Origin of the sequence: Methanomethylovorans hollandica DSM 15978, from assembly GCF_000328665.1 — an archaeon.
Classification (GTDB): domain Archaea; phylum Halobacteriota; class Methanosarcinia; order Methanosarcinales; family Methanosarcinaceae; genus Methanomethylovorans; species Methanomethylovorans hollandica.
On sequence record NC_019977.1, the window covers coordinates 366130 to 380966 of the forward strand.

Below are 14837 nucleotides of genomic sequence, written 5' to 3' on the forward strand. Positions count from 1 at the left end.
CCTGTAAGTGGGTTTGATTTCCCTCACTTTCATTTTAGATCCTTAAAATATTAACATACAATCATTTAACTGCTATCTGTATATAATAGTTCTTATTTGAAAATCGAATTTAAATAAAGATCACTAAAAAAATCAATATCAATAGCCCAAAGTTGGCACTTATCTTCATATACATGAAATTAACATTATTGTTGTCCCAATAATTCAAAGCAGGTAAATAAGAGGTCTATGTGATTAAGACCGAATTTTACAATGTACTAGAAAACTCTTGGACAAAACTGGTGGTAAAAGATGCTTAACAGTGAATTGGAACGTTTCATTCAGGAAGACCTTGGTCCATATGACCTCTCATGTACCCTTGTTCCAGAGAGGGAAGTGGAAGCTTTTATCTTGGCTAAGGAATACTGTACTCTGGCAGGCATTGATGTTGCAATGTCTATATTTAAATACTTTGGTTTGCAGGCTGTGCCATCACATAGTGATGGTGACCAGGTACAGGCCGGAAACACAATAATCTCTCTCAGAGGAAGTTCTGTATCGATTTTAAGAGCAGAGAGACTCTCCTTGAACTTTTTAGGTCATCTCAGTGGCATTGCCACTATGACAAGTAAATGTGTGCAGATCGTCAGGTCGTTTTCGGACACAAGGGTTGCCTGTACCCGTAAGACAATACCTGGGATGCGTAGCCTGGAAAAGATGGCTGTTGTTGCTGGTGGGGGCGATACACATAGGTTCAGCCTGTCTGACTGTATCATGCTCAAGGATAACCACATCACGCTAATGGGTTTTGAAGCAGCCATAAGCGAAGCAAAGAAGAGGGCGAGTTTCACCCAGAAGATCGAGGTAGAGGTAGAGTCCATGGAAGAAGCTTTATTGGTGGCCAGGATGGGTGTGGATATTATCATGCTTGATAACATGAGTCCCACAGAGGTACTGAGGACTGTCCAGAAAATCAAAAAAGAAGGGTTAAAAGAACATGTGATCATTGAGGTATCAGGTAATATTACTATTGAGAACCTTGAAGAATACGCAAAGACGGGTGTTGATGTGATCTCCATGGGTTCGCTTATCCATGCTGCACGATGGATAGACCTTAGTATGGAGTTCTCTGCATAATAATATTGATATTTGTGGAGGATATCGTTTCTTCAATAAATTTAGGAATTTACAATACCCGGGATCATGAAATAGTATACATAATTACAGCATTAATTCTTCATTTCATATCTGGGACAGGTCTGATAGCAGAGTATTTGAGTGCAGAGATAGTTGAGTTCTTGCATGGAGTATACTACAGGTACTATTGGCAGGGTCTTTTTCCTGCGTGTTGATCATGGTGAAGATCTGATCGAGGCATTGCAAACAGTTTCACGAAAAGAGAAAATAAGATCTGCTTTTTTCTTTCTGCTGGGTGCAATTGAAAAGGGAGAGCTTGTTTCAGGTCCAAGGGATGCTTGCGTACCTCCTGTTCCCATGTGGGTCAAAATAGACACTCCTCATGAAATCATAGGCATAGGTAATGTTTTTTACGAAGGGGAGGATCCCAAGGTACATCTGCACTGCAGTATAGGCAGGGATGAAATCGTCAGGACCGGTTGCCTGAGGAATAATAGTAAAGCATTTATGGTAAATGAAGTCTTCCTTCTCGAAATATCAGGGATGGTCGCAACAAGGGTTAATGATAGTATAAAAGGTTACTCACCGGTGACATTTGGGGAAAACATTTAACAGACTAACAGAATATTTTCTATCAGAGCTTTTTCATGTCTTTCAAATGCCTGAATTTTTCTTTCATTTCTTTATTTTTCTGCCGGATATCTGCTGCAAAGGCAAGCGATAGAATTAGCTTCTGTTTTGCCGACTTCCAGATTTTGCAACAATTAGATTATTTCTTCACCTATTTTAGTTCAAAAGGAAACGCTTACAATAAACAATATATACACTAATAGCTTTTTATGGGATAGAACATGGAGGTGGAACTGGATGGTTTACATTGCTGATGAACGTAAGTACAAGATAGAAAGGGTGCATGCTAGAGAGATCCTTGATTCACGAGGAAACCCCACGGTAGAAGTGGATGTTTATACTGGCTGCGGTTTTGGACGTGCCAGTGTTCCCTCGGGTGCTTCCACCGGTACCCATGAGGCTATTGAGCTGAGGGATAAGGAGGCAGACCGCTATAGAGGAAAAGGTGTTCTTGACGCGGTAGACAACGTGAACACCACTCTTGAAAGTGACCTGGTGGGAATGGACGTTCGCCACCAGCGCGGCATTGATGCTCTCATGATAGCCCTGGATGGTACTGATAATAAGATGACTTTAGGCGCGAATGCTATTCTGGGCGTTTCGATGGCAGTTGCAAAGGCAGCTGCGGATTCCCTGAACATTCCTCTGTACAGGTATCTTGGAGGTAATAACGCATATAATCTTCCTGTTCCTACAATGAATGTCATAAATGGCGGTAAACATGCAGGTAATGACCTTGCGATCCAGGAATTCATGATTCAGCCAAAAGGTTCTGATGCTTATGGCGAAGCCCTGAGGATGGGAGCTGAGACTTATCATGCTTTACGGAAGATACTTGAAGATAAATATGGTGCTTCAGGAACGAACGTTGGGTATGAAGGCGGGTATGCTCCACCACTATCCATGACCACAGATGCCCTTGATGCCCTGATGAGCGCAATAGATGAGGCAGGCTATACAGAATCAGATATAACTATTGGTATCGATGCTGCTGCATCTGAGTTCTTTGAAGGTGAAGCATATTCTATCGATGGTAAGTTACTTGACGGCGGAGAACTTACTGATTTCTACCTCGAATTGATAGACAGCTACCCTATCATCTATATAGAGGACCCTTTCCATGAGGAAGCTTTCGAGGATTTTGCAAACCTGACATCTGAGGCGTGGGAGACCCTTATTGTGGGTGATGATCTGTTCGTGACCAATACTAATCGTCTTGCAAAAGGTATTGAAATGGGTGCTGCAAATGCCCTGCTTTTGAAAGTGAACCAGATCGGTACAATCTCTGAAGCTTTTGATGCTGCGACTCTTGCAAACCGCAATGGATATGCTGTGGTGGTCAGTCATCGTTCTGCAGAGACCGAGGACACTACCATTTCAGATATTTCGGTGGCTATCGGAGCAGATCTCATTAAGACGGGAGCTCCTGCACGCAGTGAACGTACTGCAAAGTATAACCAGTTGCTAAGGATAGAGGAAGACCTTGGAGACATTGCCAGATACGTGCAACTCTAATTTTTCTCTTTCACCTTTTTCTTTGTTTCATTTTTATTTTTAAGGGGCAGGTGAGTTATTGATAGAATCAGCGCAACTTCTCTATTTTATTGCTGCCTCTGTTGCCCTAACTTTACTTCCTGGCCCAGATATTCTTTTTGTTCTTTCCATCAGTATTTCACAGGGAAAAAAAGCTGGAATGGCAACAGCATCGGGTCTGTGTACCGGATTGCTGTTCCATACCACTGCAGCAGCACTTGGTATATCTGCCATTGTGTATGGATCTGCACTTGCATTTACAATTGTAAAATATGCTGGTGCTCTTTATCTGATCTACCTGGCTTTTAAGGCAATAAAAGAAAGTGGAAGTTTCTTGTCATCTTTTGAAATTACAGAAACTGATGTGTATCTTCTTTATAAAAGAGGCATTGTAATGAACATTTTGAATCCAAAAGTTTCACTTTTTTTCCTTGCGTTCCTTCCACAATTCGTAAATACAGGTTCCGCAAACATACCTCTGCAAATGATATTTCTGGGAATCGTTTTCCTTATCCAGGCGTTGTTCATATTCTTCCTGGTATCAATATTTGCAGGGCTTATTGGTTCCAGGATCATGGCAATGCCAAAAGCTGGAAAATATGTAAATTGGGCAAAAGCAGGCATATTTTCAATAATAGGACTTGAATTGGCTCTTTCCAGTTGATGATCCTCGATAAAACATATTTTTTTCTTCATGCACAAGGATGTAATCCTGCAAACCAGGTACGATATTTTATGAACAATAATCATTTTTAACGATTATGTTCAATACCTTGCATGAAGGTTGTGATCGAGACTCCAAAATACAGTTTTTTTAAATATAACAGGTCAGGAGAACACTACATAAAGGTATTTTTCTCCCCGGTCCCTACCATATTTAACTATGGATATATAGAGGGTATAAAAGGCGCCGATGGTATGGAGGTGGATGCGGTTGTTCTGGGTCCGCGGGTGACACAGGGTACAGTGATGGATTTCCCTCATTGCCACGGAGTTGTAAGGTTCATAGATGACTCTGTGAAGGATGATAAATATCTTTTCTATATTGATGGTTTTAACTCTTCACAGGTAATTTCCTTCTATTTTAAGGTATATGCTCTCTTCAAAACCTTTGTATACATCATATCTAAAAAAAGGATATCAAAATGTAAGTTCCTGGGCATAGAACAGTTCGAAGATGGCGTTTGATTTCTTTCTGTAGAAATGCTCATGAGTGCACCAGCATTTTGATAAGTATCAACAAAGTACAGTGTTGCAATTAACTGGTTAGGGGTAAATGAAGGGCATGATCAACTATCGGAAGAATGCAGAAATTGAGTGCATATGTAAAATATCGGATATAATAGCAAATAGTAATGATTTTAAATATGTAATGCAACAGACAGCGGAAGCATTACCTTCCGGTTTTCAGTTCCCTTCCATTACTTGTATAAGAATAACGATAAACAACAGAACATTCAAAAACTCTCATTTCAAGATCACTCACAGGAAACTTTCCTGTTCATGTACTGGTCAGGATTCAGCAGTTATATCTATTGAGGCTTTTTACCGGGAGGAACGGCCAGAGGCAGACGAAGGGCCATTTCTTTCAGGAGAGAAAACCATGCTCTTTTCAGTTTGCAACTGCTTAAAATGTTTCTATGAAAGGGTAGATATGCTGCAACTTTTAGCTGAAAGTGAGGAAAAATGTAAAGCTTTCATGAACAATGCTCTTGATGGAATGATGGTGCTGGATTTCAAAGGTAATATCTTGCTATACAACATGGCTTTAGCCAGGATGTTTGAAGTCGATGATCCAAAGTCATCCATAGGCTACAGTATTCTTGAATATATTTGCGAAGAATATAAACTTAAGGCTATAAAAGACCAGCTGAATGTCATGAGGGGTAAAGGGGGCTATCTCAGCACATATAAAGTACGTTCAAGAAAAGGACGCGAATTCTGGGTGGAAGGTCTGGGAACGAAAATCCTCTATAATGATAATCTGGCTAACATAGTTGTTATACGTGATATCACTGAGAGAATGGTTGCAGAAGAGAAACTAATATCTTATCGTCAAAACATAAACAAACTTGTGCTGGAGCGTAGCATCAATGTATCTTATGCAAACGAAAAATTAAAAGAAGACGTCAAAATATGGCAGCATATCAACCATATTTTAGTTCATGAAACAAATAAACTTTCTGAATATCTTGGTAGCATTGGGGTAATGGTAGTAGTCCTTGGCCAAGATTGTCATGTATCTTTCATAAACAAAAAAGGTTGTGAAATTCTTGGTTACAATGAGGATGGGATCGTTGGACAGGATTGGATAGAATCTTTCGTTCCTGACAATTATCGTGATCATACAAAAGATCTACTTCTAAAGTGCCTCAGCGGCAATTGTGTGACAAAATGTGAATATCCCGTGCTTAGATTTTATGGTGAAGATAGGATGATATTATGGGCAAATGTCCCTTTGGTAGATGAAAATGAGAATATCATAGGGATAGTCAGCACCGGTGAGGATGTTACGGATCTCAGGGATTCCCAGGAAGCACTTCAGCAATATGTTGACGATCTAAAAAAGAGCAATGAATTTAAGATGCTTTTTATTGATATTTTACGTCATGATCTGCTAAACCCTGCCACCATTATCAAAGGTTATTCCGAGCTTCTGCTGGAAAGAATAACAACAGATGAAGAAAAATCCATTATTAAAACAATTTATGCTCAAAACGAGAATCTTATACAGATCATTAATACTGCTTCGATGTTAGGTAAACTTGAAAGCACTGATATGGTGAGTTTTGAGAATCTTGACCTGCTTGATCTGCTTAAGAAAGTTTCCAGCGGGTTTACACCACTGCTGGACAAAAAAGGTATAACAGTAGAGTATCCAGCAAGGGACAGTTGTCCGGCTGATGTAAACCCTATGATCGAGGAAGCCTTTTCTAATCTAATATCCAATGCTATCAAGTTCAGTCCCTATGGAGGCAAGCTTATTTTAGACATAGAGGATGCAGGACCTTCATGGAAAATAACGTTCACTGATTTCGGTATGGGGATCAGTGATGAGAACAAGGATGCTATATTCAGAAGATTTAAGCAGGTTTCCACTGAAGGGACTAAAGGAAGCGGGTTGGGTCTTGCTATCGTAAAGAAAATAATAGAACTTCACCATGGAGAAGTTGGTGTGTATGATAATCCTTCGGGTTCTGGTGCTGTTTTCTGGATAAAATTGAATAAAAGACAGTCTTTTTAATGTGAGGCACTTCGTCCTCGTTAACTATCATACATTCCATGCCAAAGGGCACTGCTTCCTTTAGCTTGATCATTATACTGAAAGCCTGCGAGTTTACACTGAGGTCATTTACATTTATTCTGGGTATGGTCCTGCTGCCGTAAATGCAATCATATTTTGTGACCGCTATTTCTTCATCATTTTTCAATGTTCAGGCTGAAACGCTATACTGCTCATCCCTTGTTTCAGCGGTGCTTCACAGCACCATTTTCATGATCTCTTTATTAGGATCGATCTAGACTATTGATATTTTCTTTGTTTTAAGTGTGTTTCTTTTTTAAAGCAATGCCAGTGCCAGGTGGGTGGCAGCAGGTGCCATAAGGGAGCTTACTGGAGAAAAAGTGCAGCAGAAGCTACAATCCCGGAAAGAAAAGTGAGTTTTATATTTATTCATATCGCAGTGCATCCAGTGGTCTCATCTGGGCAGCTTTCCAGGCAGGATATACACCGCCTGCAACACCTGTAAGTATGCCAAACCCTATTCCCACTATAATATAAGCTAAACTTGATGGTGCGAAGAGATAGGATGCCTGTTTCATGATAAGCACGGTTATCAAAAATCCACCTCCAAAACTCAATATTCCTCCAATTAGGCTTGCAGCCGTTCCCAAAAACAGTGCTTCCAGCAGGAACATCTTGAGCACATCTTTTCTTGAAGCTCCCACCGCTTTCATTATGCCAATTTCGCGGGTGCGCTCCATGGTGGACATGAGCATGACGTTAAGAATGCTCACCCCAGCCACAAGCAGGGAAATGGAGCTTATCCCCATCAGGAACAGGGAAATGTATCTGGAGATCTCATCAATACTTGAAAGGATCGTATTTGTCGCCAAAACGAACACTTCTTCATCTTTCTTGTTGAGCCTGTCCTCGAGGTCAGCTTTGACAATGTCTATCTCATCGATATCCTTTACCTGGATTATCACATTATTATAACCTTCATCTGTATCCTTATAGACCTTGATGAATGTCTGAGAATCCATAAAAACCGCACTATCGGCACTGATGTCAAAGCCCATGCCCCGCTCTTTAAGGATGCCTATTACTCTGAACTTAGTATCTTCTACGGTTATTTTTCCACCAATTTTGACATCAAGATCTTCTGCAAGTCGTGAACCTATCACACAATCCGAAGAGCCACGCTTGTACATGCGGCCTTTTTCCATCTGTACAAGAGTTAAAAGGTCATCACCTCCCATGCCATATACATTCGCATAAGCATCCTTATTCTTGTATTCAGCTATTGAACCGCCGGAATGTATGGGTACCAGGTTCTCTATGCCAGCAACCTTATATATTTTTTCAACTTGTTTTTCAGTGATCGTTGTTCCCCCAAATCCGGGATATACTATAAGTTGATTTCCTACATCTCCCAGAGAATCGGATACTGACATTTTCAGGCTGTTCCCTAGTATTCCCATGGATGAAATGGCAATTACTCCTATTATGATACCAACAGCTGCAAGGACTGTACGTGCCATATGCCTTCTGAGGTTCCTTTTTGCAAGTTCGGCATACATGTTACGTTTGAAATACCTACTCTGAAGTCCCAAAGATTTCACCATCCCTCAGAACTATGTTTGTATTAGCATATTCTGCTATCTTGATGTCATGTGTCACAACTATAATGGTAGTCCCATGAGAATTGAGGTTACTGAGAAGTTCCATTACACTTTTTCCGGTCTTTGTATCGAGATTTCCTGTAGGCTCATCTGCTAAAAGGATAGGTGGGGAATTGGCCAGTGCCCTGGCGATGGCAACTCTTTGTTGCTGCCCTCCTGAAAGTTCACTGGGTTTGTGCTCTGCAAATTCCGGACCAAGGTTCGCCCTTCTTAAAAACTCCATACCCCTTTTACGGCGCTCTTGTTCCGGGATACCTGTGAAGATCATAGGCATTTCAACATTCTCCAATGCAGTGAGAGTAGGGATGAGGTTGAATTGCTGAAAAATGAAACCGATATTATTTCTTCTGATCTCTGTAAGCTGTTCATCGTTAAGAAGAGACAGGTCCGTACCATTGATCTTCACTGTACCTTCAGTGGGCTGGTCAAGGCAACCTATGAGGTTAAGCATTGTGGATTTCCCAGACCCTGAAGATCCCATAATGGTCACAAAGTCACCTCGTTCAATTGAAAGACTGACACCGTTCAGAGCATATATTCTGCTTGTTCCAAGCTGGTATATTTTCTTCACATCAGTAAGCTGGACGATAGGACCTTGCATGTATGCCCCGTTCATTCTGAGTTTTTGCGCTTCTTCCAGGAATATGCTATAATGCCCATCACCGCGATACATATGACAGCAACAAGGCCTATCATTGCGATGGAGTTTCCTCGGCTGGCGTTAGATGCAGGCACCATTTCTTTTTGCAGGGCGATGTTCTCATTTATATATGCATAGGAATTGTTAGCATTTCTGAACTCAATAAGTAAGGGTATTTCTTCCGCATTGCTTTCCTGTGTGGAAGCAGATAACTCGAAACTGCTGAAGTCATCACTTTCAAGGGTGCCGACAAAGTATTTTTCATATGGCTGTACAGGTGTGATGTTTTCAGTTGCCATTACTGAGATCATGACATTCTTTGCATCGGTTGTCCCGAAATTGTTAATGTCTCCAGAAATAGTATACACATTTCCTATTCTATCTATCTCTATGGCCGACAGTATGAGTGAGGATTGGTCTACTACTTGTACAGTATAGTTCGCATCGGAAGAGATATGCAGGTTGTCTCCATTGAAATACGTAGTAGAGAATTGTATTTCTTTATTGCCTTTTTCGGATGTCATGGTGTTCAGGGTGAAAGTTGCTGTGGATTTATTTCCTCCATTGATAGTACCTACAAAGGCATTGGCAGGAAAGAACTTGATGTCTTCTCCTTTCGGAGTGACTATAACACCTGTGATCTCATTGGGTCTTAAGTTCACGACCTCCACATTCACTATAGAATATTCTTTCATGAGTGTTGGCGGCATATCGGATACAATTATCTTCAGGTCCCGATCATCAACTTTTACAGGTATCCTGTAGTTGAGGTTGTACATGTTACTTCCACCTATTACTTCAAGTTCCAGGAAATGCATGCCGTTGGAAGCATTTTCGTTTGCCTGTATATTGAAAGTAAGTCGGATGTAATCTCCTGGTCCAAGTAATCCCACATTTGTCTGTCTTCCGTCCAGGATATTAATGTCTTTGTTACCTTTAAGATTGGCATTTGCTATGTAGGCGTTCATATCAAAAGTTTCGTCATTCTCCTGGACGTATACCTCACCTGAAGCCATGTTCCTCAGTTCCACAGTCACTGTACCTGTATCCCCTGGCATGAGTACTCCAGGTTCGACCGAATAGTTCACGGTGATGGTGGGTCGGATCTCGGTATCTGCGTTTGCGTGCGGTAAGCACATGGCCAATAGGACAAAGAAAAATATGATCTTTCTCATGCTATCATTTTCTTTGTTCATCTTTAATTGAATGCCTTGCTTAGTGTATAGATCATATAGATCGTATACAATCCAATTGGCACTCCTACAGCGATGAGGGCATTTTTTACTGTAAGGTTTCTTGAGTACATAATAGCGAACACCCATATGTTCGCACTCCATAGAGTAAGGAGAATTCCTATTACAGTGGAAGCCATTATGTAAGGGTCTGAAAGCATGGCTTTTTCCAAAATTGCTGGATCCTGTATGGAAAAATCGAGTGAAGAATAAGCTTTGTTAGTCAAAAAAAGGCTAATAACAGAACTCATTATTGAAGGCAGGAATCCGTAGGCAACAAACTCAAGCACCCTTTTGAAATTTCCCTGCCCACCCAAAAACGATGAGATTAGATAAAATATACCGCCGTATATCACCCACATAATGAATACAACTATAATAGCAAATATAGCACCAATGGCCATCCCTATCTGGGTCACGGCTGCCACATCACTCGGCAGGCTCCCTATCACCTTGCTTGCAACTATATAGGCACTGATGGCAGATATAAGGGCCATTGCTCCCAGTATCGCGAGAGGTTGTTTTAGATCAACCTCTTCTTTTGTCTTCTTTTCAAAGAATCCGCTAGGATTGGTAAGAACTTCCAGCATCATATACACCTTTTATCTTGCTAAACTAGTTTTATATAATAAACGTCTCCTTATTAATACTTTTTATTAATGCAGTTTATTAAACTGATTTATGTAAAAAATATATTTTTAACTCAATCATATAGTGTGTTAATTAATATCTGGAATCTAAAAAGAAGTTTCACTCTTTTGTTTCTTATCTGCACGCTAATATATAGTGTAAAATAATAGAAAAGATATTCAATGATCTTTGCAACCATTATTCCTTTTTGCTATCATCCAAGTGCCAGATACACTGTATAAAGCATATATGCCAGGTAAAATCCCAGTGGTATTCCTACAGTGATCAGAGCATTCCTGGTAGTAAGGTCTCGGGAGTGGATCATAGCAAAAACCCATATGTTTGCACTCCACAAGGTCATGATAATGCTAACGAAATTAGAGGCTATCATGTATGTACTTTTGAGCATGGTCTGTTCTATAGCCAGTGGGTCATTTGTTGCAAAGTTTGTGAAATGGCACATTCCTGTCATCAGTACCAGGCTAATAGCAAAACTTAAGATCAAAGGCAGGAATCCATAGGCTACAAACTCAAGGACCCTTGTGAAATACCCTTTTCCCAAAAAGAGCGACGATAAAGCATAGAATAAACCACTGGTTATCAGCCATCCGGCTATTCCTGAGCCCATGATGGATATTAATCCAAAAGTTATCACAATTAGCTGTGCAATGTTAGGTATATCTTCCAGCAGATTTCCCATCAATTTTTCCGTCAATACAAAAGCATTGGCCAGGATGAGAAGCGACAATATACCAATTATAGCATAAGGTGGCTTTAGATCAATTCTATCTCTGATCTTTTTTTCAAAGAACCTATTCGGATCGGTAAGGACTTGCAGCATTGTTTTTTCACTCTATTAAAAGAACCATTTACAACAATCATCTTGTTGTACACGTTTCTTGTTAACTCTTTTTGTTACATCTTTTTTCCAAGGATATATATAGATTTGGCCTTATATACTTGTGTGTTTACTTTCCAGATCCTTCAAATGGAGTTGAGAGCTTGAATAGTGCAATATCACAGAATGGTAATCCTATCATTGAACTGAGGGATCTGTGTAAGAGTTACTGGGCAGGTAATATGGAGATCCCGATACTCAAGAGTATTAATATGAAAGTTTTTCCAGGTGAGTTTCTGGCCATAATGGGTCCATCGGGTTCAGGGAAAAGTACCCTTATGAACATGATAGGATGCCTTGACAGGCCTACCTGCGGGCAGGTGGTACTCATGGGCCAGGACATCAATACAATATCTGACACGGAGCTTGCACAATTAAGGGGTCTTGAGATCGGTTTTGTATTCCAGAACTTCAATCTTGTTCCCAGGTTATCCGCGGCCCAGAATATTCTACTCCCTACCTATGCCAATACAAAAAATGGTACAGAACCTGCTAAACGGGCAAATGAGCTGATTAAGCTTGTGGGGCTTGAAGATCGCCGTAACAACCGGCCTTCTGAACTTTCGGGAGGACAGCAACAGCGTGTGGCTATAGCCCGGGCTTTGATCAACGATCCATCTATAATTCTGGCGGACGAACCTACAGGGAACCTTGATAGCAAGACCGGATTAGAGGTCATGGAAATGTTCAAGGACCTTAATGCAAAAGGAAGGACCATTATAATGATCACTCATGATGACAATATCGCAAGCTATGCTGACAGAGTGGTATACTTGAAAGATGGTGTTCTTAATAACTAGGCGGTGTTAATATCAGAACAATTTTGAAATATCTTTGCTTAATCCTTGTTTCATGCTTACTTTCAACGGGAGTTGCATGTGCAGCTTCAGGTTCAGCTCTTAGTGTCAGTGTCCTTAAATATGAACCAGTGCCTGCAGAGATCGGTAAGTATGTTGACATCTGGATCAAGGTAGAGAACATAGGTTCAGGTAAATCCGAGGACCTTTCCATAAAAATGGTCCCTGAGTATCCCTTGTCTCTGGATTCAGAAGCTAATGCCCTTGAAAATATTGGTATACTTAGTCCAAAAAGTGCGGCAGTACACAAATACAGATTATTTGTGGACGAAGACTCAAAACAAGGCGTTGCCTCCTTTGACATCCAATACCAGAAAGAAAAGGATGGTGCCTGGGTCGAGGAGACCTTTGAGATCACTGTAGGTTCTACAGCCTTTAACAGCAAAGGTAATGTCCAGATAGAAGGCGATCCCGTAAAAGAACCGGAAGTTTTTATGCCTGGTGACACCGGCACTATTACGTTCACTCTTAAAAACAGTGCAAATGCATATTCTGTGACCATCAATGGTGAGGACTTCGATACCAATGCCCGGGTACAATCTGCTTCTTTGAAAGGGACAGATGGTATAACCGTAGCTACTGATACCTATTATGGAAATGGCATCCTGGGTCCGGGTGAATTGATGGTCCTTACATACAATATAAAAGTTGATGAAAATTTGTCAGATGGTACTTATTATCTTGATTTTTCAACAATAGGCAGTTCTCATTCGTACAATAACAACTGGCGTATTCCTTTAAAGGTTGATTCCTCGTCTGTGCGCATTGTTCCTTCTAAACCTCTTAAACTGGAGGACGGACAAGGAACTCTGGAGTTCGATGTAGCTAATATACATCCGAATAAACTGTCATCGGTAAGTGTCAGGCTGGAAGCAGAGGATGTGGATTTTTCTCCTGCTGAATACTTCATTGGTTCCATGAATTCGGATGAACTTTTTACCATGCAGATCTACGGGGAAACATCTTCTGATAACTCCTCCCAGGAAGTAAAGATCATCGCAAATTACAGGAATGGCCTTAACGAACATGAAGAGCTTATCGGTGTGAGGGAATTACAACTGGAAACTGCAAAGAAATCAAGTAATATCGGTTCTCTGGCCTTGGTGTTTCTTGTTGCCGTTCTTGCAGGTGCCGGCTACTTTATATATAATCGCAGGAAACAAAAGTGAGGCATTAAATGATAAGCCTCCGGCGATCCATTGATCTCTCTATAGGCAGTATCAGCAGCTCAAAGATGCGATCTGTCCTTACTACTCTGGGAATCATTATCGGAGTAGCTGCTGTCATAGCTAATGTGTCTCTAGGTGCCAGTTTTAATGAGTTTTTCAATGATGAGATCGGTGCTGTCGGTTCAAATTTTATAGTGATCTACAGTCAGGGGGTCAATGTCTTTTTTGATAAGGAAATTGATCTGATCAGGAACACTCCGGGGGTAGAAGGTGTTTCTCCGGTCAATCAACAAATGGCCAGGGTCACTTATCTCTCAACTTCCAGGCAGATAGATATACAGGGTGTTATAGAGGATTATGGGGAAGTTGCTAATTTAAAAATGGATGCAGGGAGTTTTCTTAGTGATAAGGACCAATTTGTTGCAGTATTAGGGTCTGAGGTTGCTTATGAGAAGTTCGATAAGAAGGTCTCTGTAAAGAATCCCATTGAAATTACATTCAGAAGAGAGGATGGGGGAGTAGTCACACAAAAGTTCATAGTAAAAGGCATAATACAGGATCCTAACACTGCTTTTGTGCAGACTGGCGTGGAGCCAGAGATCAGGATATTTATTCCCATAAACACCATGAACCAGATGCTTGGAAAAGATGATTATGGTGGTTTTTTCATAAAGGCGTCAAGTCTGGATACAGTACGCGAAACTGCTGATGAGATCGATAATCGTCTGGCCAGGAATCTGGGAGTATCTACCAGGGAACTGGAAAACGATGATACAAAACCCTATGTCATGTTCGATCAAATAGATGCCATAGAGCAGACCGACCAGGTTTCTACGGCCCTTACTTCTCTATTGACCTCTGTAGCCTTAATATCTCTCATAGTGGGTTCCATAGGCATCATGAATATCATGCTGGTAACAGTAACCGAAAGGACAAGGGAGATTGGTCTTATGAAGTCGCTTGGATATACCAGGAAGGATGTACTTACCCTGTTCTTGATAGAATCCACAATATTAAGTCTTCTAGGTGGCATATGTGGTACTGCCCTGGGTATCGGTGTTGCGTTCATTGCAAACTATTTCCTTGATCTGCCTAATGTATTTCCGGTGAACCAGATTCTCATCGGCTTTATTGTATCGATTTTAGTCGGTTTGGTGGCAGGTATATACCCTGCTAATAAAGCAGCGCAGATGGATCCAGTGGAGGCTTTCAGGCATGAGTGAGGTG

The 14837-nt window shown here is 40.9% G+C and carries 14 protein-coding genes; 9 read left to right on the forward strand and 5 right to left on the reverse strand.

Features of this window, described 5'->3' with window-relative positions:
- Positions 1-291 precede the first annotated feature (291 nt).
- From nadC to METHO_RS01835, 6 genes are all read left to right on the forward strand, one after another.
- Positions 292-1116, forward strand: coding sequence for a carboxylating nicotinate-nucleotide diphosphorylase (gene nadC / locus METHO_RS01810; RefSeq protein ID WP_015323809.1), 825 nt, complete (start codon positions 292-294; stop codon positions 1114-1116).
- 165 nt (positions 1117-1281) lie between these two features.
- A complete protein-coding gene (locus METHO_RS01815) occupies positions 1282-1728 on the forward strand; it encodes a PPC domain-containing DNA-binding protein (protein WP_015323810.1) in 447 nt (148 codons plus the stop codon).
- Between the two features lie 255 nt (positions 1729-1983).
- The gene (gene eno, locus METHO_RS01820; protein WP_015323811.1) at positions 1984-3261 is read left to right on the forward strand and encodes a phosphopyruvate hydratase; all 1278 of its coding nucleotides are present in this window, start codon (positions 1984-1986) and stop codon (positions 3259-3261) included.
- Between the two features lie 58 nt (positions 3262-3319).
- Positions 3320-3943, forward strand: coding sequence for a LysE family translocator (locus tag METHO_RS01825; protein WP_015323812.1), 624 nt, complete (start codon positions 3320-3322; stop codon positions 3941-3943).
- Between the two features lie 113 nt (positions 3944-4056).
- Entirely contained in the window at positions 4057-4467 is a 411-nt protein-coding gene (locus METHO_RS01830) for an inorganic diphosphatase (RefSeq protein WP_015323813.1), read from the forward strand.
- Positions 4468-4555: 88 nt separating this feature from the next.
- Positions 4556-6523 (forward strand): sensor histidine kinase, encoded by a 1968-nt coding sequence (locus tag METHO_RS01835; protein ID WP_015323814.1) that lies wholly within the window; start codon positions 4556-4558, stop codon positions 6521-6523.
- A 425-nt stretch (positions 6524-6948) separates the two neighbouring features.
- Here the strand turns inward: METHO_RS01835 and METHO_RS01840 are convergent, their stop codons facing one another.
- The 5 genes from METHO_RS01840 to METHO_RS01860 all read right to left on the reverse strand — a co-directional run bounded on the left by METHO_RS01840 (position 6949) and on the right by METHO_RS01860 (position 11527).
- Complete coding sequence (locus METHO_RS01840; protein ID WP_394296205.1) at positions 6949-8124, reverse strand: ABC transporter permease; 1176 nt, start codon at positions 8122-8124, stop codon at positions 6949-6951.
- Positions 8099-8785, reverse strand: a complete 687-nt coding sequence (locus METHO_RS01845; RefSeq protein WP_048831194.1) for an ABC transporter ATP-binding protein — start codon at positions 8783-8785, stop codon at positions 8099-8101. The genes METHO_RS01840 and METHO_RS01845 overlap by 26 nt, the downstream gene beginning before the upstream one ends.
- An 11-nt stretch (positions 8786-8796) precedes the next feature.
- A complete protein-coding gene (locus METHO_RS01850; protein WP_156810999.1) occupies positions 8797-9999 on the reverse strand; it encodes a COG1361 S-layer family protein in 1203 nt (400 codons plus the stop codon).
- A 23-nt stretch (positions 10000-10022) separates the two neighbouring features.
- Positions 10023-10649 carry a YIP1 family protein gene (locus METHO_RS01855; protein ID WP_015323818.1) on the reverse strand — a complete coding sequence of 209 codons (627 nt, stop codon included), beginning with the start codon at positions 10647-10649 and terminating at the stop codon, positions 10023-10025.
- Between the two features lie 251 nt (positions 10650-10900).
- The gene (locus METHO_RS01860) at positions 10901-11527 is read right to left on the reverse strand and encodes a Yip1 family protein (RefSeq protein WP_015323819.1); all 627 of its coding nucleotides are present in this window, start codon (positions 11525-11527) and stop codon (positions 10901-10903) included.
- A 161-nt stretch (positions 11528-11688) separates the two neighbouring features.
- On the opposite strand from METHO_RS01860, the gene METHO_RS01865 reads away from it, so the two are divergent.
- The 3 genes from METHO_RS01865 to METHO_RS01875 are packed head-to-tail and all read left to right on the forward strand — an operon-like array spanning position 11689 to position 14833.
- Entirely contained in the window at positions 11689-12384 is a 696-nt protein-coding gene (locus tag METHO_RS01865; protein ID WP_015323820.1) for an ABC transporter ATP-binding protein, read from the forward strand.
- A gap of 23 nt (positions 12385-12407) precedes the next feature.
- On the forward strand, positions 12408-13610 hold the full coding sequence (locus METHO_RS01870; RefSeq protein WP_015323821.1) for a COG1361 S-layer family protein: 1203 nt from the start codon (positions 12408-12410) through the stop codon (positions 13608-13610).
- An 8-nt stretch (positions 13611-13618) separates the two neighbouring features.
- Positions 13619-14833 carry an ABC transporter permease gene (locus METHO_RS01875; RefSeq protein ID WP_015323822.1) on the forward strand — a complete coding sequence of 405 codons (1215 nt, stop codon included), beginning with the start codon at positions 13619-13621 and terminating at the stop codon, positions 14831-14833.
- Positions 14834-14837: the final 4 nt, after the last annotated feature.

Bases quoted from the DNA above. Each gene is read 5' to 3' on its own strand.
- nadC (WP_015323809.1), top strand. From the start codon at position 292: ATGCTTAACAGTGAATTGGAACGTTTCATTCAGGAAGACCTTGGTCCA.
- METHO_RS01815 (WP_015323810.1), top strand. From the start codon at position 1,282: ATGGAGTATACTACAGGTACTATTGGCAGGGTCTTTTTCCTGCGTGTT.
- eno (WP_015323811.1), top strand. From the start codon at position 1,984: ATGGTTTACATTGCTGATGAACGTAAGTACAAGATAGAAAGGGTGCAT.
- METHO_RS01830 (WP_015323813.1), top strand. From the start codon at position 4,057: ATGAAGGTTGTGATCGAGACTCCAAAATACAGTTTTTTTAAATATAAC.
- METHO_RS01835 (WP_015323814.1), top strand. From the start codon at position 4,556: ATGAAGGGCATGATCAACTATCGGAAGAATGCAGAAATTGAGTGCATA.
- METHO_RS01845 (WP_048831194.1), bottom strand. From the start codon at position 8,785: ATGCAAGGTCCTATCGTCCAGCTTACTGATGTGAAGAAAATATACCAG.
- METHO_RS01850 (WP_156810999.1), bottom strand. From the start codon at position 9,999: ATGAGAAAGATCATATTTTTCTTTGTCCTATTGGCCATGTGCTTACCG.
- METHO_RS01855 (WP_015323818.1), bottom strand. From the start codon at position 10,649: ATGATGCTGGAAGTTCTTACCAATCCTAGCGGATTCTTTGAAAAGAAG.
- METHO_RS01860 (WP_015323819.1), bottom strand. From the start codon at position 11,527: ATGCTGCAAGTCCTTACCGATCCGAATAGGTTCTTTGAAAAAAAGATC.
- METHO_RS01875 (WP_015323822.1), top strand. From the start codon at position 13,619: ATGATAAGCCTCCGGCGATCCATTGATCTCTCTATAGGCAGTATCAGC.